Origin of the sequence: Sphingopyxis sp. YF1 (assembly GCF_022701295.1) — a bacterium.
GTDB lineage: Bacteria > Pseudomonadota > Alphaproteobacteria > Sphingomonadales > Sphingomonadaceae > Sphingopyxis.
The window spans coordinates 2,216,371-2,233,397 of the sequence record NZ_CP033204.1 but is presented as its reverse complement, the minus strand read 5'-3'; the positions used below and the strand labels follow the sequence as shown (position 1 = coordinate 2,233,397).

Here is a 17,027-nt window from a genome sequence, read left to right as displayed (position 1 = left end):
GATTACACCGGCATGTTCATGATGTCGCGATAGGCGGACAGCAGCTTGTTGCGGACCTGCAGCGTCGTTTCGAAACCGAGCGAGGCTTTCTGGCGCTCGATCATCACGCTGACGATGTCGTGCGTGTCGCCGCGCTCATAGGCTTCGGTGACGTCGCTGGCCTTCGACTGCTGTGCGTTGACCTGCTGGATCGCGTTCGAGATCGCCGACCCGAAATCGGCCATGCCCGTCGTGTCCTGCACGCCGTCGGTCGCGCTGCCGCGACCCGCCGCGCGTTGCAGCGCCTGGTTCTGATTGAGGATCGAACTGCGCATCTGCAGCAGCCGGCTCTGGTCAATCGTGCTCATGCTTCCCATCCGTTCCGAAGCGGCATCGCGCCGCGTACAGAATGAAATGCAAAGTGCGTGCCAAAAATATTTTTCGTTGAAATACAGGTGGATATATTTGGATTCTGTCGCCACGACATCCGCTTCGGCGTTTTTTTGACGCCGCGGCTTAAGCCCCGCCGCCGCCCGCCGTTAACGCAATCGTGAAGCTCGCCGAGCCGCACACCACGGGAATGGCCCTTGGGGGGCCGGAAAGGGAATGAAATGACTGTTATCAACACCAATGTGAGCGCGCTTCGCGCCCAGAACAATTCGCGTGTTGCCAACCGCATGCAGTCGCAGGCCATGGAACGTCTGTCGAGCGGCAAGCGCATCAACAGCGCGAAGGACGACGCCGCCGGCCTCGCCATCGCGACCCGCATGGACGCCAATGTTCGCGGCCTGAACCAGGCCGTCCGCAACGCCAACGACGGCATCTCGCTGGCGCAGACCGCCGAAGGCGCGATGGGCGGCATCTCGAATATCCTCGTCCGCATGCGCGAACTTGCGATGCAGGCGTCGACCGGAACGCTTGGCGACGACGACCGCGCCGCGATCCAGACCGAAGTCACCGCGCTGGTTTCACAGATCGGCGACATCGCCACCCGTTCGGACTTCAACGGCACGAAGCTGCTCGACGGCACCGCTTCGCTGAGCATCCAGACCGGCGTGAACAGCGGCGAAACCGTCGCGATCACCATCGGTGACCTGCAGGCCGACGCGATCGGCGAACTCGATTCCGGCGGTGCGCTGGTCAGCGGTTCGGCGGTTTCGGACATCGATCTGTCGACCGCGTCGGGCGCTTCGGACGCGCTGGCGATCCTCGACGGCGCGATCCAGACGGTCGCGACGCAGCGCGCCAACCTGGGTGCGCAGCAGAACCGCCTCGAAGCCACTGTCGACAATTTGACGTCGACTGTCGTGAATCTGGCGGACGCCAAGTCGCGCATCGAAGACACCGACTTCTCGGCGGAATCGACGAAGCTCGCGGCGGCCGGCATCCTCGCGCAGGCCTCGACCGCGATGCTCGCCCAGGCGAACCAGAGCCAGCAGGGCGTGATGAACCTCCTGCGCTAAGACGCGTTACCAAGAATTCAGGCCATATTTGGTTGGTCCCTTGATGGCCTGATTCGCGATGCCCCGGTCCCCCACGACCGGGGCATCCACCTTTCTGGGGTACTTAGAAGGCGAAGGCTTGCCCCCGACCGGCAAATGATCCAACGGGTTCCGCGAAAGCCATAGGGGAACCAGGACATGAGCCAGCATCAGACCGCCGCCGCGCAGACCGTTTCCGATCGCGCGCGCGAAATCGGCGAACGCGTCGAAACCTTCGTCCGTACCGTCGTCGCGCCTTACGAGGACGACCCGCGCCGCGACCATCACGGCGCCCCGACCGATGAACTGGTCGACGAACTGAAGGAAAAGGCGCGCGCCGCCGGTGTCCTGACCCCGCACATTCTAGCCGATGGCGACCATCTGTCGCAGGTCGAAACCGCTTATGTGTTGCAAAAGAGCGGCCTGTCGCCGCTCGGCCCGCTTGCGTGCAACACCGCGGCACCCGACGAAGGCAATATGTATCTGCTCGGCAAGGTCGGCAGCCCCGAACTGAAAGAGCGGTTTCTGAAGCAACTCGTCGAAGGCCGGGCGCGCTCGGCCTTCTTCATGACCGAGCCCGCCGAGGACGGCGGCGCGGGGTCGGACCCGTCGATGATGCAGACGACGTGCCGGATGGACGGCAACCACTGGGTCATCAACGGCCGCAAATGCTTCATCACCGGCGCCGACGGCGCCCGGGTCGGCATCGTCATGGCGAAAGCCGAGGATGTCGCGCAGGGCGGCGGCGCCTGCATGTTCCTCGTCGACCTGCCCGATCCCGCGATCCGCATCGAGCATGTGCCCAACACGATCGACAGCTCGATGCCCGGCGGCCACGCGACCGTGATCATCGACAATCTGCGCGTCCCCGCCGACCAGATGCTGGGCGAGGCGGGCGAGGGGTTCAAATATGCGCAGGTGCGCCTGAGCCCGGCGCGCCTGTCGCACTGCATGCGCTGGCACGGTGCCTGCCAGCGTGCGCACGAGATCGCGACCGACTATGCCAATCGCCGCCACGCCTTCGGCAAGCCGCTGATCGACCATGAGGGCGTCGGCTTCATGCTCGCCGAGAATCTGATCGACCTGAAGCAGGCCGAACTGATGATCCGCTGGTGCGCCGAGGTGCTCGACACCGGCGATCTCGGCACCGCCGAAAGCTCGATGGCGAAGGTCGCGGTATCCGAAGCGCTGATGCGCATCGCCGACCGCTGCGTCCAGGTGATGGGCGGCACCGGGGTCACCGACAAGACGATCGTCGAGCAGGTGTTCCGCGAGGTTCGCGCCTTCCGCATCTATGACGGCCCCACCGAGGTCCATAAATGGAGCCTCGCCAAGAAGATCAAGCGCGACTGGAAAAACGCCGGCGCGGCATAAGAGCCAAGGGTGCGGGCCGGGCGTCGCCGCCCGGTCCGTGCTAGGCGCTATTTGTAGATGCAGCTATCCAGTCCGTCGCGGCGGACCTGCCCGATGCGCGCGGCGATGGTGTTGCCGTAGCGGCGGGTGAAGCCCGACGGGCTCACCGCCTCGCGCTTCTTGGGCAGCGGCAGGATCGCGGCGATGCGCGCAGCTTCGGCCGGGGCGAGTTTCGCCGCACTTTTCTTGAAATAACGCTGTGCACCCGCCTCGACGCCATAGGTGCCGATCCCCGTCTCGGCGACGTTGAGATAGACTTCCATGATCCGGCGCTTGCCCCAGATCTGTTCGATCAGGAAGGTGAACCACACTTCGGGCACCTTGCGGACATAGCGCGTCCAGCCGCTGCCCTGCCACAGGAAGACATTCTTGGCGGTCTGCTGGCTGATCGTCGAACCGCCGCGCAGGCGTTTGCCCTTGCCGCTGGTGTTGCGCTCGATCGCCTGTTCGATCGCGTCGCGGTCGAAGCCGTCGTGGCTGCAGAATTTGCCGTCCTCGGCAGCGATCGCGGCGCGCACCATGTTGCGATCGATATTGTCCAGGCTTTCCCAATCCTTGGTGATGCCGTTGCCGTCGAGCAGCATCGTCAGCGTCACCGGCGGGGGCACGACGGCATAGACGAGCACCCACGCAACCGAGGCGATCACGAACCAGAGCAGCCATTTGAAGGGTCTCAGATACCAGGGAAGCTTGCGCCCGGGCGCGCGTGATTTCGTTGCCATGCGGGCAAAGTAGCTTCTTGCCGCGGCGAGGCAAGCGGACTTGATCCCGCAGCCGGCTTCCTCGACAAGAATAAGAGGACAGGAAGGGAAATGCGATGCTGCTTCGACCGATGGCGCTGATCGCGGCGTTCGCGGCCGCCACGCCCGCCGCGGCGGAAGGCGCGCGCGATCTCTGTCCCGACCGGCCGGGTCTCGGTACGCCGGCGTGCACGGTCGCGGTGGGCGACGTGGTGGCCGAGCTGGGGATCGGCGACTGGACGCTCGAGAAGGATGGCGACCGCCGGACCGACAGCTGGGCCTTCGGCGACGCGCTGCTGCGCGCGGGGCTGACGTCCTCGCTCAAGGTGCAGGTCGGCTGGACGATGCTGGGGCATGTGCGCGAGCGTGACCGGACGACGGGCGAGACCGCCCGGTTGACCCGAACGGGCGACGTCACGCTCGCGTTGCGGCAGAATTTGCGCAATCCCGACGGATCGGGCTTTTCGGCCGCCGCGATGCCCTATGTGACGTTGCCGCTCGGTGGGGCGGGGGTCGGTGCGGGCGATTGGGGCGCGGGGCTGATCGTTCCGGTCAGCTTCGAACTGGGCGCGCTGTCGGTCGGCCTGACGCCGCATGTCGACGCCGCGGTCGATGCCGACGGCGACGGGCGCCATCTGGCGTTTGGATCGGTCGCCGGGCTGGGGTTCGACCTCTCCGACACCGTGTCGGCGGCGGTCGAGGTCTCGTTCAGCCGCGATCGCGACCCGGCCGGGCGTGCGACCGCGTGGCTCGCGGGATTTTCGGCGGGGTGGCAGCCCGGTGCCGACAGCCAGTGGGACGCCGGCGTCAACGTCGGGCTCAACCGCGACAGCCCCGATCTCCAGCTTTACGCGGGCTATGCACGGCGCTTCTGAACGATCCCGTTCAGTCGACGATCACCTTGCCCGTCATGCCCAGCGACGAATGCATGAAGTGCGAGCAATGCGCCTTGTAGGTGCCGGCGCGCGGAACCAGCGTCACGTCGCTGCTCTCGCCCTTGCCGAGCGAAATGCGGCCTTTCGTGCCGCCGACGCGCGCACGGTTCGCGGCGTCCATCGTCGCGGCGGCAAAGAAATCCGCGGCGGTGAAGTCGTGCCCGCCCGATCCGTTGTTGACGAAATGGATCGTCACCGGATGGCCGGCGTGGAGGTGCAGGTCGGCGGGCGTGAAGCTGAAGTTGGCGAGCGCCACCGTCACCTTCGCCGGGGTTTCGGCAGCGGTGACGGGGACCGCGAGAACGAGCGCGGCGAGGGTCAGGGGCAGGATACGCATCGGACGGACTCCTTCGTGCCGGAAAAACCGGCGTGGGTCGGCCCCGTTGTTCCCCTGTGGCTCAGGCGCCGACCAGTCGCCTTTCGCCCGCGAGCTTGAGCATCGCCTTTTGCAGCTTTTCGAAGGCGCGAACCTCGATCTGGCGCACGCGTTCGCGACTGACATCATAGACCTGGCTCAGATCCTCGAGCGTCTTCGGGTCGTCGGTCAGGCGGCGTTCGGTCAGGATATGGCGCTCGCGCTCGTTGAGCGTTTCGAGCGCCTCGTTGAGCAGCGCGTGGCGCACGTCGCGTTCCTGCGCCTCGGCGACGCGTTCGTCCTGCAACGGGCCCTCGTCGCCGAGCAGATCCTGCCACTGGCTGTCGCCGTCCTCGCCCATCGGCACGTTGAGCGACGTATCGCCGCCCATCGCCATGCGGCGGTTCATGCTCACAACCTCGTCCTCGGTCACGCCGAGGTCGGTCGCGATCTTGGCAACATGTTCGGGCGACAGGTCGCCGTCCTCGAACGCCTCGAGATTATTCTTCATCCGGCGCAGGTTGAAGAAGAGCTTCTTCTGCGCCGCGGTGGTGCCCATCTTCACAAGGCTCCACGAGCGGAGGATGAATTCCTGGATCGAGGCGCGAATCCACCACATCGCATAGGTGGCGAGGCGAAAGCCGCGGTCGGGATCGAATTTCTTCACACCCTGCATCAGCCCGATATTGCCTTCGCTGATCAGTTCGCTGACCGGCAGGCCATAGCCGCGATAGCCCATCGCGATCTTGGCGACGAGGCGGAGGTGGCTGGTGACGAGCTGCGCCGCGGCTTCATTGTCGCCATGCTCCTGAAAGCGCTTGGCGAGCATGAATTCCTGTTCGGGGGTGAGCAGGGGGAATTTGCGGATTTCGGCCAGATAGCGGTTCAGGCTCGCCTCGCCGCCGAGCGCGGGCACCGTAGCTGGAACATTGCTTTTGTTGGCCATTGGAGAGTGTCTTCCCTAAAATCCTGTGGTCATTGTGCCGCGATTGGATTTCGCGGTCAAAATAGATTTTCATTCGAAACCTAAACGCGCAATATGTCGATCAGTTCCCGCATATCGGGGGGCAATTCGCTGTCGAGCGCGACGACGTTACCGGTCACCGGATGAATAAAGCCCAAATGGGCGGCGTGCAATGCCTGCCGCGCGAAATTCCGCGCTTTCAGCACGTCCGACAGCGGCTTTCTGGCGCGGCCATAGACCGGGTCACCGACGAGCGGATGGCCGATGTGCGCCATATGGACGCGCACCTGATGCGTGCGGCCCGTTTCGAGCCGGCATTCGACGAGTGTCGCGCCGTTCAGCGCTTCGATCGTCCGGTAATGGGTGATCGCATGCTTGCCGCGGCCCGCGGCGACGACCGCCATCTTCTTGCGGTTCGTGCCCGACCGGCCGAGCGCGGCGTCGATCGTGCCGTTGGCGGGCATCGGCCGTCCGGTGGCGAGCGCACTATAGCGGCGGTCGATGCTGTGCGCGGCAAACTGCTTCGCAAGCCCCTCGTGCGCCTTGTCGTGCTTGGCGGCGACGAGCAGTCCGCTGGTATCCTTGTCGATGCGGTGGACGATCCCGGGACGCGCGACACCGCCGATGCCCGACAACTGGCCGGCGCAATGGTGGAGCAGCGCGTTCACCAGCGTGCCGTCGAGATTGCCGGCGGCGGGGTGGACGACGAGGCCCGCGGGCTTGTCGACGACGATCAGATGTTCGTCCTCATAGGCGACGACAAGGTCGATCGCCTGCGCTTCGTTGTGCGCGGGCGCCGGGCGGGGCAGGCGCAGTTCGAACGTCGCGGGCGCCGGCGCCTTGGCCGAAGGGTCCCACAGCGTGGTGCCGCGCGCATCGGCGACGCGGCCGCCCTTGATCAGGCTCTTCACGCGCTCGCGCGACAGGTCGGGAAGGGCTTCGGCAAGGGCGCGGTCGAGGCGTAGTCCGGCGGCGCGCTCTTCGAGCGCTACGGTCAAGACTTGTTCATCCCCCTGCATCGCTCGCGATATGGTGGGAGGTGCGCGATTTTCAAGATGGCGCAGGGGGATCGCGCTTGCCCTGCGGGGCGTCGCTGCCCTAGGAGCGTGGGCGGACCCGAAGCGGTCCACTGCGCTGGGGAGCCCGTTCATCCATGTCCGACGATCGCGTCGATTTTGCCTCGATGCTGGCCTCGCGCCTGTGTCACGACCTTCTGAGCCCCGTCGGGGCTTTCGCCAACGGGCTCGAACTGCTCGCCGACGAGAAGGATCCCGCGATGCGCGAGCGCTGCATCGACCTGCTCGAACAAAGCGCACGCACCTCGGCGAACAAGCTCAAATTCTTCCGTCTCGCCTTCGGGTCGGCGGGCGGTTTCGGCGAGCGCGTTCCGCCCGAGGAAGCGAAGGCGGCGATCGAAGGAATCATCGGCGACCGCGCGATCACCCTCAACTGGATGATCGGTGCCGACCCGCTGCCCAAGCCCGCGGTGAAGATCGTCCTCAACCTCGCGCTGATCCTCGTCGACGCGCTGGTGCGCGGCGGGCGGCTCGACATCGGGTGCGAGACGCAGGCGAGCGGGATCGAGATCGCGCTGCATGTCGAGGCCGAGCGCATCTTCCTCGATGCCGATGTCGAGCGCATCCTGGCCGAGGGTGAGGGGGCATCGGCGATGACCTCGCGCACCGCGCCGGCGATCCTCGTCCAGGCGGTCGCGGCGCAGAATGGCGGCACGGTGATGCTCGCGCGCGAGACACCGACATCGCTGCTCGTCGGCGCCGTGCTGCGCGGCTGAACGCGGCATTCGCGTCCTTCGCGGGTATTTTCGGGGCGCCGTCGCGGCGCCGATCCCCCCTGTCGTGCGCGCGGTGCGTCTGACACTATGCCTCCTTCCGATGGGCAGACCTGCCGCCGGGGCTTTGCCCTCGGCGGCCTTCGTCTGCATGCGCCGGCAATAGGCCCAGATTGGCAGCGATTGCGCTCTGCGCCGGGCCATGTGTAAAACCTTGTTTAACCATTGTCCTTCATGGTGGCGGCCCTGAATATTGGGGGCGTGCCGATAGCGTGATGGACGATCTGCTCAACGATTTTCTGGCCGAGACGGCGGAAATTTTGTCCGAGGCCGGCGGCGCGCTCGTGGCGTGGGAGGCTGATCCGGCCGACCGCGCCCAACTCGACGCGATCTTTCGGCTCGTCCACACTATCAAGGGCAGTTCGGGTTTCCTGTCGCTGCCGCGTGTCACCGCGCTGTCGCACGCGGCGGAGGACGCGCTCGACCAAGTGCGGCGCGGCAATCGTCCCGCCAACGCTGCGCTGGTCACCGCCGTGCTCGCGATCGTCGACCGGCTGGGCAGTCTCTGCACCGCGCTCGGCACGGCAGGGATCGAGCCCGAAGGCGACGACCGCGACGTGATCGACGCGATCGCGGTCGTCGATGCCGGCGCGGACGCGGCGCCCGTGGTGGTGCCCGTTGCCGAGGACGCCGTGCCCGCCGAAGACGAGATCAGCGCCGACCTGTTGCAGAGCTGGCGCTCGATCCGCGTTCCGCTGCCGCTGCTCGACAGCGTGATGACGGGGGTCACCGACATCGTCCTCGCGCGCAACGAATTCGCGCGGATGCTCCGCGAATCGGGCGCCGACGCCTCGGTGATCGCCTCGTTCGATCGCCTGTCGGACTCGATCGCGGGAATGCGCCAGTCGGTCAGCCAGATGCGCATGCAGCGTATCGACAAGCTCTTTTCGCCGCTGCCCCGGATCGTCCGCGACCTCGCGCAGGAGCTGGGCAAGAAGGTGCGTTTTGCGACGAGCGGCGGCGAGGTCGAGCTCGACCGCGAGATGATGGAGAATATCCGCGATCCGCTGATCCACATCGTCCGCAACGCGATCGACCATGGGATCGAGCCGCTCGACGAGCGCGTCGCGGCGGGCAAGGGCGTCACAGCAAGCATCGCAGTGTCGGCGCGCCAGTCGGGCAACCAGATCGAGATCGAGGTGCGCGACGACGGCCGCGGGCTATCGCCGGACCGGCTCGTCGCCAAGGCGCTGGCCGTGCGCGTGATCGGCGAGAGCGAGGCGCGGGCGCTGAGCCCGCGCGAAAAGCTCGAACTGATCTTTCGGCCCGGCTTTTCGACCGCGGCCAGGGTCACCGCGATATCGGGTCGCGGCGTCGGCATGGACATCGTCAAGGCGAATGTCGAAAAGATCGGCGGCGTCGTCGACCTGCGCAACGAGGAGGGGCGCGGGCTCGCGATCGTGCTGCGCGTCCCGATGACGCTGACGATCATCTCGGGCCTGATGGTGCGCGCGTCGGGGCAATATTTCGCCATTCCGCGCGGTTCGGTGCGCGAAATCCTGCTCGAGACGAGCGACAGCGTGCGCATCGACCGCGTCGGCGGCGGCGAGCTTGCCACCGTGCGCGGCGAGCAGTTCCCGCTGTTGCGGCTCGAACATGTGCTCGGCTGCGCGGTCGATACGAACGAGGATGCCGACGATCGCGCGATCATCCTCGTGCGGCCGGGGCAGGGGCTGAGCTACGCGCTGAGCGTGGCCGCGATCCACGACCATGAGGAACTGGTGATCAAGCCCGCCGCGCCGATGATCATGGCGACCGGCCTCTATGCGGGGACGACCCTGCCCGACAACGGGCGTCCGGTGCTGCTGCTCGACGTGCAGGGACTGCTCGCCGCCGCCGGCGTCGACGCATCGGAGGCGGGCCGGCTCCACGACGCCAATGCCGAAGCCGCCGCCGAGGTCGCCGCTGCACGCGACGCGGCGCAACTGCTGCTGTTCCGCGACGCGGGCGACCGCGTACGCGGCGTGCGCCTGTCGGTGATCGAGCGCGTCGAAGAGGTGCCCGCGCCGGCGCTGTTCGAAAGCGCGGGTGCGGTGCAGGTGCAGATCGGAGATCACATCTATCCCGTCCACGCCGCGCGCGTGCCCGAGGGGCAGGGGGCGGTGAAGCTGCTCCGCCTCCACGACGGCCGCTCGGTGCTCTGCTATCCGATCGAGGGGGTGATCGATATCGTCCGCCTTCCCGACGCGGTGCAGCCGGCGCCAGCGCCGGGGCTGATCGCGGGCGTCGTGCTGATCGGCGGCGAGCCCGTCGAGCTGATCGATCCCTTCTGGCTGATGGCGCAATATGGCGCCGACGAGGCGGCGCATCCCGTCCGCGAGCCGCTGTGCCGGCTGGTCGAGGACGCTGACGGCTGGGCGAGCAATTTCCTCGCGCCGATCCTGCGCAGCGCGGGGTACCGCGTGGTCGGCGGCGACGATCCCGAGGGCGTCCGCGCGGACGTCCAGCTCTGCCTCGCCGAAACCGGCGCCCCGACGGGGCCGCTCGCCGCCGACGTGCCGCTTGTCCGGCTGCGCTCGACGGTTGCCGCCGCGGGGCCCGGGGACGACAGCATCTATCGTTACGATCGCGCCGCGCTGCTCGATGCGCTGCGCAGGCAGGTTGCAGGAGGCCGCCCATGATGGAGAAGCTCTATCTGATCGCGCGCATCGCCGACACGCGCGTCGCGCTGCGCAGCCGCGCGATCAATTCGGTGGTAACCGTCGGCACACCCGTCGAGGTTCCCGCTGCGCCGCCGCACGTCGCCGGACTGTTCGCGCTGCGCAGCCGTGTTTTCACGCTGATCGACCCGCACGTCGTGATCGGCCTGCCGCCGGTCGCGGTCGCGCCGGGGCAGCGGGTGATCGTCGTCGACGTCGCCGAGCACGGCTATGCACTGCTCGCCGACGCGATCGAGGATGTCTGTTTCATCGAGGCGCCCGAGACGCGCGTGACCGGCCGGCTGCTGCCGGGCTGGGCGCGCGTCGCCGACGCGATGATCGAACATGAGGGCGCGTCGCTGCTCGTCGTCGATCCCTCGCATTTCATCACCTTGCCCGTCGCACGGGCCGCCTGACGTTAACGGCCTGCACACGCTTTTCGCGGTAGCAAGGCACATCCCGGGGGTCGGAGTAAATCATGTCGAAATCCTGTCTGGTTGTCGATGACAGCAAAGTGATCCGCAAGGTCGCGCGTCATATACTGGAAAGCATGGCCTTTTCGGTCGAAGAGGCGGCCGACGGACAGGAGGCGCTGACCTTTTGCCGCGCCAATCGTCCCGACGTGATCCTGCTCGACTGGAACATGCCGGTGATGAGCGGGATGGAGTTTCTCGGCGCGTTCAATGACCTCGACTACGGGCATGAGGAACGGCCGCGGGTCGTCTTCTGCACCACCGAGAACAGTATCGACCATATCCGCACCGCGATCGAGGCGGGGGCCGACGAATATGTGATGAAGCCGTTCGACCGCGAAACGCTCGAAGGGAAGTTGCAGCTCGTCGGCGTCGCCTGAGGCCGCGCGTGGCAGCGTCCCAGCCCCTGATCCGCCAGCCCGCCGCGGGCGATGACATGCCCTCGGTGCGCAGCGTCCGCGTCATGCTCGTCGACGACAGCCTTGTCGTCCGCTCGATCCTCGAACGCATCATCGACCAGAGCCCGGGGCTTTCGATCTGCGCTTCGGTGGCGTCGGCGGGCGATGCGCTAGCCTATCTCGCCCGCGAACCGGTCGATGTCGTGGTGCTCGATATCGAAATGCCGGGAATGAACGGGATGACGGCGCTGCCGCTCATCCTCGAGCGTGCGGCCAATGCGCGCGTGCTCATCCTCTCCTCCAATTGCGTCGAAGGCGGCCCGGCCGCGATCGAGGCGCTCGCGCTGGGGGCCAGCGACACGCTCGCGAAGCCCGGGCGCGGCAGTTTTTCGGGGCGCTTCTCCGAAGTGCTGACTGACCGCATCCGCTCGCTCGGCGAGCAGCCGTCGCTGCCGCCGGTCGCGCTGCGCGTCGCCGAGCGGCCCGCGCCGCGGGTGCCGCCGGCCGCAATCGCTCCCGACCAGCCGCTCGAATGCATCGCCGTTGCGGCCTCGACCGGCGGGATTCCGGCCTTTGCGAGTTTCCTGGCGCATCTCGATCCGCGCATCGCGGCGCCGATCCTGCTGACCCAGCATCTGCCCGACGCCTTCATGGAATTTTACGCGAAGCAGATCGCGACGATGACGTCGCGGCGTGTTCTCGTCGCCGCGGCGGGCATGCCGGTCGAGAAGAATCATATCTACATCGCGCCCGGCGATGCCCATCTGCTCGTCGTTGCGACGGGCCGCCGCCGCGAGATCGCGCTCGATCACCGGCCCGTGGCCAATGGTTGCTGCCCTTCAGCCGATCCGATGTTCGATTCGCTGGCCGAGGTCTATGGCGCGCGCTGCGCCGCGGTGGTGCTCAGCGGCATGGGACGCGACGGCGCCGACGGCGCCGCGCGGCTCAAGGCGGCGGGGGGCACCGTCTTTGCGCAGGCGCCCGAAAGCTGCGTCATCTGGGGCATGCCGGGTGCGGTCGCCAAGGCGGGGATCGCCGCCGCGACGCTCAACCCCGACGCGATCGCGCTGATGCTCGGCAGCTTCCTCAAAGGACGGAACCGGCCATGATGGGGGGGACGGCCAGCGAGTCCGCCTATCGCGTGCTGATGGGGGTGCTCGAATCGCGTACCGGGCAGACGCTGTCGCCGAACCGCATCTGGCGCATCGAAATGTCGCTGAAGCCGGTGATGCAGCGCCACGGTATCGCCGACCTCGACGCGCTCGTCGCTGCGCTGGTCACCTCGAACAGCCGCCAGCTGCTCGACGATACGGTCGATGCAATGCTCAACAACGAGACATTTTTCTATCGCGAACACAGCGTATTCGACGACATAGCGAAGACGGCGCTTGAGGAGGTGCGGCGGATCAACGCCGACCGGCGGCGGTTGACCATCTGGCATTGCGGCGTGTCGACGGGGCAGGAAGCCTATTCGATGGCGATGCTGCTCGCCGAGCAGGAAGCGCGGTGGGCGGGGTGGCAGGTCGACATCGTCGCGACCGACGTCAGCTATCATGCGATCGGCCGCGCGCGCGTCGGCCTCTACAGCCAGTTCGAGATCCAGCGCGGGCTGCCCGTGCAGCGCATGGTCCGCTGGTTCGACCAGACCGACGCGGGATGGCTCGCCAAGGCCGACCTGCGCCGCCGGATCGATTTTTCGGTGCAGAACATGCTCACCGACCGGCCGCCGCTGGCGAGCCCCGCCGACCTGATCTTCTGCCGCAACCTTTTACTCTATTTTTCGCTGCCGATGCGGCAAAAGGCCTTTGCGCGGCTGCGCATGGTCGCGGCGCCACAGAGTTTCCTCGTGCTCGGCGCGGGCGAGACGGTGCTGGGGCAGACCGACCAGTTCGTATCGAGTCCGCGCCTGCGCGGCCTCTACGAACCCGCCGACCAGCAGGTGCGCCGGCCGCAGGCCGCCTGACGGCGTCCGCGCCTTGCATTTTGGTGACGGCTGGCGCAGGTGAAGGGCGAACGAGACAGGATCGGGCCGCAAACCGCATGAGCGATTTTATCGAACGTTGGTCCCCCAATTTCGACGAACGCCTGTTGCCGGTTTCGATGATCGTCCTGCACTATACCGGTATGAAGAGCGGGGACGAAGCCATTGATTGGCTGGCCAATCCCGAAGCAAAAGTTTCCGCGCACTATGTCGTCGGCGAGGATGGGCAGATTGTCCATATGGTGCCCGAGGACAAGCGCGCCTGGCACGCCGGGCGCGCGCGCTGGCGCGGCACGAGCGACATCAATTCGGCGAGCGTCGGGATCGAGATCGTCAACCCGGGGCACGAACATGGCTATGTGCCCTTTCCCGATGCGCAGGTCGCGTCGGTCGTCCGGCTGGTCCATATGATCAAGGACCGGCACGAGATCACGCGCGGCAATGTCGTCGGCCACTCCGACGTCGCACCGACGCGCAAGCAGGACCCGGGCGAGCTTTTCCCATGGAGCGCACTGGCGCGCCGCCGGCTTGCGCTGCCGCGCCCGACCAAGAAGCTGACCGATCCGCTGTGGACCGATGCGGGTTTCCTGCTTGCGCTCGAACGCTTCGGCTACGACGTGACCGACGGCTTCGCCGCGACGGTCGCCTTCCAGCGACGCTTCCGCCCCGAACTGATCGACGGCACGATCGACGGCGAATGCCGCGCGATCCTGCTGGCGCTGCTGCTGCCGCAGCCCGAAGGGGACTGATCGGCCGGTTTCGACCGATTGCGGACATTGGCTTTAGATGTATCCTCGGCGCTATCCACTAAATGTCCGGGGAGTGATCCATGATCGGCAGGCGAAAAGCAATCACAGCGGTGGCGTGCGCCACGTTCATGCCGGGAACGGCACTGGCTTGTCAGATATCGTCGCCTCGCCGCGACCCTATATTTGATAGACAGGCGCAAGAAAATCGCTTGAGACTAGTCGAAAGGTTTTTTGAAAAGATCGATCGGGCAGGGTCGTTCGAAGAAATCGAGCGCTCGACCGAGAGTATGCGACGGGCCAGTTTTCGGTGGCCCGCTCCGCAACCAGCCGAACTGCTGGAAGCCACGCCAGTGGGCGATTTGGTGATTGCGCGCGCGCGAAGTATTGAAGCGACGCCCGAGAACGAGTGCAATTCGTTCGCTATGGTTCACGCTTACTACGCGTTCCATTTCGACCAAGACAAGATCGCTCTGATGAATACGATTAGCTATGGCTGACCTGCTTTATCGTATGGCTGCAGGCGACATCAGGAAAGCTTCGATTGAGGCAGCGGCCCCTCGGGCTTCTCTGGCCGGCCCCAGGGGGTAATGGAGATTGCTTCGCCGAGATGAGGCCAAGGTCACTCTTCAGCAGCCGCGTCCTGCGTCCGCTTCCCACCCCAAAACCGATGCGCCGCGGCCGGATCAGCCTTCCAGCAGCGCGCGGGTCGCGGCGGTGACGTCGTGCTGGCGCATCAGGCTTTCGCCGACGAGGAAGCTGTTCACGCCGCTGTCCGCGAGGCGGCGGCAGTCGGCGTGGGTGGCGATGCCGCTTTCGCCGACGAGCAGCGTACCGGGGGGCACGAGGCTGGCTAGGCGTTCGGTGACCGCAAGGTCGGTTTCGAACGTCCGCAGGTCGCGGTTGTTGACGCCGATCAGGCGCGAGCGGAGCTGCGTCAGCGCACGCTCCATCTCGGCCTCGTCATGGACCTCGACGAGCACGTCCATGCCGCGTTCGAACGCCGCGGCCTCGATCTCGCGCATGGGGGCATCGTCGAGCGCGGCGACGATGATCAGGATCGCGTCGGCGCCGATCGAACGCGCTTCGGCGACCTGCCAGGGGTCGACCATGAAATCCTTGCGCAGCACCGGCAGCGCGCAGGCGGTGCGCGCCGCGATCAGAAATTCCTCATGCCCCTGGAAATATGGCGCGTCGGTGAGCACCGAGAGGCAGGCGGCGCCGCCGGCTTCATAAGCGCGCGCGTGGGCAGCGGGGTCAAAGTCCTCGCGGATCAATCCCTTGGACGGCGAAGCTTTCTTGATTTCGGCGATGAGCGCGAATTTTCCGGCGTCGATCCTCGCTTGCAGCGCGGCGTGGAAACCGCGCACCGGGCCGGCGTCGATCGCGTCGAGATCGGCGACCGAGCGCGACTGGCGGCGTTCGGCGACTTCTTCGGCCTTGGTCGCGAGGATTTGGGTGAGCTTGTTCATTTATAGGCGATCCAGCAGTCGAGCAGCGTGTTGGCGAGACCCTTGTCGATCGCTTCGGCGGCTTCCTCGACGCCGCCGACCAGCGTGTCGACCGCGCCGGCGACGATCAGCGCCTCGGCGGCGTTGTAGAGCACCGCGTCGCGATAGGCGCCGGGTTCGCCCTGGAGCAGCGCGCGCAGCGCGCGGGCGTTGTGCGCGGCGTCACCGCCGCGGATGTCGGCGAGCGGGCGCGTCGGCAAGCCGGCGTCGGCGGCGTGGCTGCGCTGCATCAGCACGCTGTCGCGCGTCACCACCGCGACCTCGTTGCCGCCCGCGAGCGAGAGTTCGTCGAGCCCTTCGTCGCCCGAAATCACGCGCGAATGGTCGGTACCGAGCCGGTGCAGTGCCTCGGCATAGACGGGGACATAGGCGGGGCGCGCGATGCCGACGAGCTGGCGCGCGACGCGCGCGGGATTGGCGAGCGGCCCCATCAGGTTGAAGATCGTGCGCTGGCCGATCGCCTTGCGGATCGGCATGATGCGCTTCATCGACGGATGGCGCGTGCCGGCGAAGAGGAAGCAGATGCCGAGGTCGGCGAGCTGTTCCTGCGCCATGCGGTCGGCGCGGTTCATGTCGAGTCCGAGCGCCTCGAGCGTGTCGGCGGCACCAGATTTCGACGAAGCGGCACGATTTCCATGCTTTGCGACCGGAACTTCGCACGCCGCGACGACAATCGACACCGCGGTCGACACGTTGAGCGTGTGGTGGCCGTCGCCGCCGGTGCCGCAGACGTCGATCGCGCCCGCGGGCGCCTCGATCGCGATCAGCCGGTCGCGCATCGCCTGCGCCGCGGCGGCGATTTCGACCATCGTCTCGCCGCGGTTGGAGAGGGCGATGAGGAAATCGGCGACCTGTTCGTCGGTGCCGCCGCCATCGAGCATCGTCGCAAAGGCGTGTTCGGCCTGATCATGGTCGAGCAGTTCGGCCGGATCGGGCAGGGGGCCGAAGCGGCTCATGCCGGCATGCGCTCGCGGACGGGCAGCCCGGCGAGGCGGAGGAAGTTGGCGAGCATCGCATGGCCATATTCGGTGGCGATGCTTTCGGGGTGGAACTGGACGCCGTGGATCGGGAGGCCGGTGTGACGGAAGCCCATCACCGCGCCGTCGTCGCTGGTCGCGTTGATCGCGAGCGCGGGCGGGATGTCGACGACTTCGAGGCTGTGATAGCGCGTCGCGGTGAGCGGCGAGGGCAGGCCGGTGAACAGGCCGGTGCCGTCGTGGCAGACGGGCGACGTCTTGCCGTGCATCAGGTGGCCGCGCTGCACGGTGCCGCCGAAATGCTGGCCGATCGCCTGATGGCCGAGGCACACGCCGAGCAGCGGGCGCGCAGCGTCGGCGCAGGCGGCGACGAGGTCGAGGCTGATTCCGGCTTCGTTCGGGGTGCACGGGCCAGGCGAGATGAGGATCGCATCGGCGCCGGTCGCGAGTGCCGCCGCGGCGGTCAGCGCGTCGTTGCGTTCGACGCGCACCTCTGCCCCGAGCTCGATCAGATAATGAACGAGATTGAAGGTGAAGCTGTCGTAATTGTCGATGACGAGGATCATGATCGGGCGCCCTAACGGTT

At 66.7% G+C, this 17,027-nt stretch carries 19 protein-coding genes; 11 read left to right on the top strand and 8 right to left on the bottom strand.

All coding sequences use genetic code 11. From position 1 onward, the window contains the following. Positions 1-2: 2 nt before the first annotated feature. A complete protein-coding gene (fliE, locus tag EAO27_RS10805; RefSeq protein WP_242769320.1) occupies positions 3-347 on the bottom strand; it encodes a flagellar hook-basal body complex protein FliE in 345 nt (114 codons plus the stop codon). Between the two features lie 243 nt (positions 348-590). Between fliE and EAO27_RS10800 the strand changes: the two genes are divergently transcribed. Both EAO27_RS10800 and EAO27_RS10795 read left to right on the top strand, forming a co-directional pair. Then, complete coding sequence (locus tag EAO27_RS10800) at positions 591-1,442, top strand: flagellin (protein WP_242769317.1); 852 nt, start codon at positions 591-593, stop codon at positions 1,440-1,442. A gap of 177 nt (positions 1,443-1,619) precedes the next feature. Continuing rightward, positions 1,620-2,834, top strand: coding sequence for an acyl-CoA dehydrogenase family protein (locus EAO27_RS10795; protein WP_242769314.1), 1,215 nt, complete (start codon positions 1,620-1,622; stop codon positions 2,832-2,834). 47 nt (positions 2,835-2,881) lie between these two features. On the opposite strand, the gene mtgA is transcribed toward EAO27_RS10795, so the two are convergent. Further along, a complete protein-coding gene (gene mtgA / locus EAO27_RS10790) occupies positions 2,882-3,595 on the bottom strand; it encodes a monofunctional biosynthetic peptidoglycan transglycosylase (protein ID WP_242769312.1) in 714 nt (237 codons plus the stop codon). A gap of 95 nt (positions 3,596-3,690) precedes the next feature. Between mtgA and EAO27_RS10785 the strand changes: the two genes are divergently transcribed. Then, positions 3,691-4,488: a transporter gene (locus tag EAO27_RS10785; RefSeq protein WP_242769310.1), complete on the top strand. Its 798-nt coding sequence runs from the start codon at positions 3,691-3,693 to the stop codon at positions 4,486-4,488. Positions 4,489-4,498: 10 nt separating this feature from the next. On the opposite strand, the gene EAO27_RS10780 is transcribed toward EAO27_RS10785, so the two are convergent. From EAO27_RS10780 to EAO27_RS10770, 3 genes are all read right to left on the bottom strand, one after another. Further along, positions 4,499-4,885, bottom strand: coding sequence for a cupredoxin domain-containing protein (locus tag EAO27_RS10780; protein WP_242769308.1), 387 nt, complete (start codon positions 4,883-4,885; stop codon positions 4,499-4,501). A gap of 61 nt (positions 4,886-4,946) precedes the next feature. Next, positions 4,947-5,849 (bottom strand): RNA polymerase sigma factor RpoH, encoded by a 903-nt coding sequence (gene rpoH / locus EAO27_RS10775; RefSeq protein ID WP_242769306.1) that lies wholly within the window; start codon positions 5,847-5,849, stop codon positions 4,947-4,949. An 80-nt stretch (positions 5,850-5,929) separates the two neighbouring features. Next, on the bottom strand, positions 5,930-6,886 hold the full coding sequence (locus tag EAO27_RS10770) for an RluA family pseudouridine synthase (protein WP_242769302.1): 957 nt from the start codon (positions 6,884-6,886) through the stop codon (positions 5,930-5,932). A gap of 134 nt (positions 6,887-7,020) precedes the next feature. On the opposite strand from EAO27_RS10770, the gene EAO27_RS10765 reads away from it, so the two are divergent. From EAO27_RS10765 to EAO27_RS10730, 8 genes are all read left to right on the top strand, one after another. After that, positions 7,021-7,659: a histidine phosphotransferase family protein gene (locus EAO27_RS10765; RefSeq protein ID WP_242769299.1), complete on the top strand. Its 639-nt coding sequence runs from the start codon at positions 7,021-7,023 to the stop codon at positions 7,657-7,659. Positions 7,660-7,931: 272 nt separating this feature from the next. Further along, the gene (locus EAO27_RS10760; protein WP_242769296.1) at positions 7,932-10,337 is read left to right on the top strand and encodes a chemotaxis protein CheW; all 2,406 of its coding nucleotides are present in this window, start codon (positions 7,932-7,934) and stop codon (positions 10,335-10,337) included. Further along, positions 10,334-10,771, top strand: coding sequence for a chemotaxis protein CheW (locus tag EAO27_RS10755; RefSeq protein WP_242769293.1), 438 nt, complete (start codon positions 10,334-10,336; stop codon positions 10,769-10,771). The genes EAO27_RS10760 and EAO27_RS10755 overlap by 4 nt, the downstream gene beginning before the upstream one ends. A 62-nt stretch (positions 10,772-10,833) precedes the next feature. Then, a complete protein-coding gene (locus EAO27_RS10750; RefSeq protein ID WP_242769290.1) occupies positions 10,834-11,208 on the top strand; it encodes a response regulator in 375 nt (124 codons plus the stop codon). 8 nt (positions 11,209-11,216) lie between these two features. Then, positions 11,217-12,335 (top strand): chemotaxis-specific protein-glutamate methyltransferase CheB, encoded by a 1,119-nt coding sequence (gene cheB / locus EAO27_RS10745; protein WP_242769286.1) that lies wholly within the window; start codon positions 11,217-11,219, stop codon positions 12,333-12,335. After that, positions 12,332-13,189, top strand: a complete 858-nt coding sequence (locus tag EAO27_RS10740) for a CheR family methyltransferase (RefSeq protein ID WP_242769283.1) — start codon at positions 12,332-12,334, stop codon at positions 13,187-13,189. The genes cheB and EAO27_RS10740 overlap by 4 nt, the downstream gene beginning before the upstream one ends. 77 nt (positions 13,190-13,266) lie before the next feature. Further along, a complete protein-coding gene (locus EAO27_RS10735) occupies positions 13,267-13,956 on the top strand; it encodes an N-acetylmuramoyl-L-alanine amidase (RefSeq protein ID WP_242769280.1) in 690 nt (229 codons plus the stop codon). An 80-nt stretch (positions 13,957-14,036) separates the two neighbouring features. Continuing rightward, the gene (locus EAO27_RS10730; protein WP_242769278.1) at positions 14,037-14,453 is read left to right on the top strand and encodes a hypothetical protein; all 417 of its coding nucleotides are present in this window, start codon (positions 14,037-14,039) and stop codon (positions 14,451-14,453) included. A 186-nt stretch (positions 14,454-14,639) separates the two neighbouring features. Here the strand turns inward: EAO27_RS10730 and trpC are convergent, their stop codons facing one another. Genes trpC through EAO27_RS10715 form a run of 3 tightly spaced genes read right to left on the bottom strand, consistent with a single transcriptional unit; the run spans position 14,640 to position 17,007 of the window. Beyond that, positions 14,640-15,425 (bottom strand): indole-3-glycerol phosphate synthase TrpC, encoded by a 786-nt coding sequence (gene trpC / locus EAO27_RS10725; protein ID WP_242769275.1) that lies wholly within the window; start codon positions 15,423-15,425, stop codon positions 14,640-14,642. After that, on the bottom strand, positions 15,422-16,420 hold the full coding sequence (trpD, locus tag EAO27_RS10720; protein ID WP_242769272.1) for an anthranilate phosphoribosyltransferase: 999 nt from the start codon (positions 16,418-16,420) through the stop codon (positions 15,422-15,424). The genes trpC and trpD overlap by 4 nt, the downstream gene beginning before the upstream one ends. Further along, positions 16,417-17,007, bottom strand: a complete 591-nt coding sequence (locus EAO27_RS10715) for an aminodeoxychorismate/anthranilate synthase component II (protein ID WP_242769269.1) — start codon at positions 17,005-17,007, stop codon at positions 16,417-16,419. The genes trpD and EAO27_RS10715 overlap by 4 nt, the downstream gene beginning before the upstream one ends. Between the last annotated feature and the right edge of the window lie 20 nt (positions 17,008-17,027).

What these genes read in the sequence shown, in the direction of transcription:
- fliE (WP_242769320.1), bottom strand. Translation starts at nt 347, where the DNA reads ATGAGCACGATTGACCAGAGCCGGCTGCTGCAGATGCGCAGTTCGATC.
- EAO27_RS10760 (WP_242769296.1), top strand. Translation starts at nt 7,932, where the DNA reads ATGGACGATCTGCTCAACGATTTTCTGGCCGAGACGGCGGAAATTTTG.
- EAO27_RS10770 (WP_242769302.1), bottom strand. Translation starts at nt 6,886, where the DNA reads ATGCAGGGGGATGAACAAGTCTTGACCGTAGCGCTCGAAGAGCGCGCC.
- rpoH (WP_242769306.1), bottom strand. Translation starts at nt 5,849, where the DNA reads ATGGCCAACAAAAGCAATGTTCCAGCTACGGTGCCCGCGCTCGGCGGC.
- EAO27_RS10735 (WP_242769280.1), top strand. Translation starts at nt 13,267, where the DNA reads ATGAGCGATTTTATCGAACGTTGGTCCCCCAATTTCGACGAACGCCTG.
- EAO27_RS10755 (WP_242769293.1), top strand. Translation starts at nt 10,334, where the DNA reads ATGATGGAGAAGCTCTATCTGATCGCGCGCATCGCCGACACGCGCGTC.
- EAO27_RS10730 (WP_242769278.1), top strand. Translation starts at nt 14,037, where the DNA reads ATGATCGGCAGGCGAAAAGCAATCACAGCGGTGGCGTGCGCCACGTTC.
- EAO27_RS10750 (WP_242769290.1), top strand. Translation starts at nt 10,834, where the DNA reads ATGTCGAAATCCTGTCTGGTTGTCGATGACAGCAAAGTGATCCGCAAG.
- mtgA (WP_242769312.1), bottom strand. Translation starts at nt 3,595, where the DNA reads ATGGCAACGAAATCACGCGCGCCCGGGCGCAAGCTTCCCTGGTATCTG.
- EAO27_RS10715 (WP_242769269.1), bottom strand. Translation starts at nt 17,007, where the DNA reads ATGATCCTCGTCATCGACAATTACGACAGCTTCACCTTCAATCTCGTT.
- trpD (WP_242769272.1), bottom strand. Translation starts at nt 16,420, where the DNA reads ATGAGCCGCTTCGGCCCCCTGCCCGATCCGGCCGAACTGCTCGACCAT.
- EAO27_RS10780 (WP_242769308.1), bottom strand. Translation starts at nt 4,885, where the DNA reads ATGCGTATCCTGCCCCTGACCCTCGCCGCGCTCGTTCTCGCGGTCCCC.
- EAO27_RS10795 (WP_242769314.1), top strand. Translation starts at nt 1,620, where the DNA reads ATGAGCCAGCATCAGACCGCCGCCGCGCAGACCGTTTCCGATCGCGCG.
- EAO27_RS10800 (WP_242769317.1), top strand. Translation starts at nt 591, where the DNA reads ATGACTGTTATCAACACCAATGTGAGCGCGCTTCGCGCCCAGAACAAT.
- EAO27_RS10785 (WP_242769310.1), top strand. Translation starts at nt 3,691, where the DNA reads ATGCTGCTTCGACCGATGGCGCTGATCGCGGCGTTCGCGGCCGCCACG.
- EAO27_RS10765 (WP_242769299.1), top strand. Translation starts at nt 7,021, where the DNA reads ATGTCCGACGATCGCGTCGATTTTGCCTCGATGCTGGCCTCGCGCCTG.
- EAO27_RS10740 (WP_242769283.1), top strand. Translation starts at nt 12,332, where the DNA reads ATGATGGGGGGGACGGCCAGCGAGTCCGCCTATCGCGTGCTGATGGGG.
- trpC (WP_242769275.1), bottom strand. Translation starts at nt 15,425, where the DNA reads ATGAACAAGCTCACCCAAATCCTCGCGACCAAGGCCGAAGAAGTCGCC.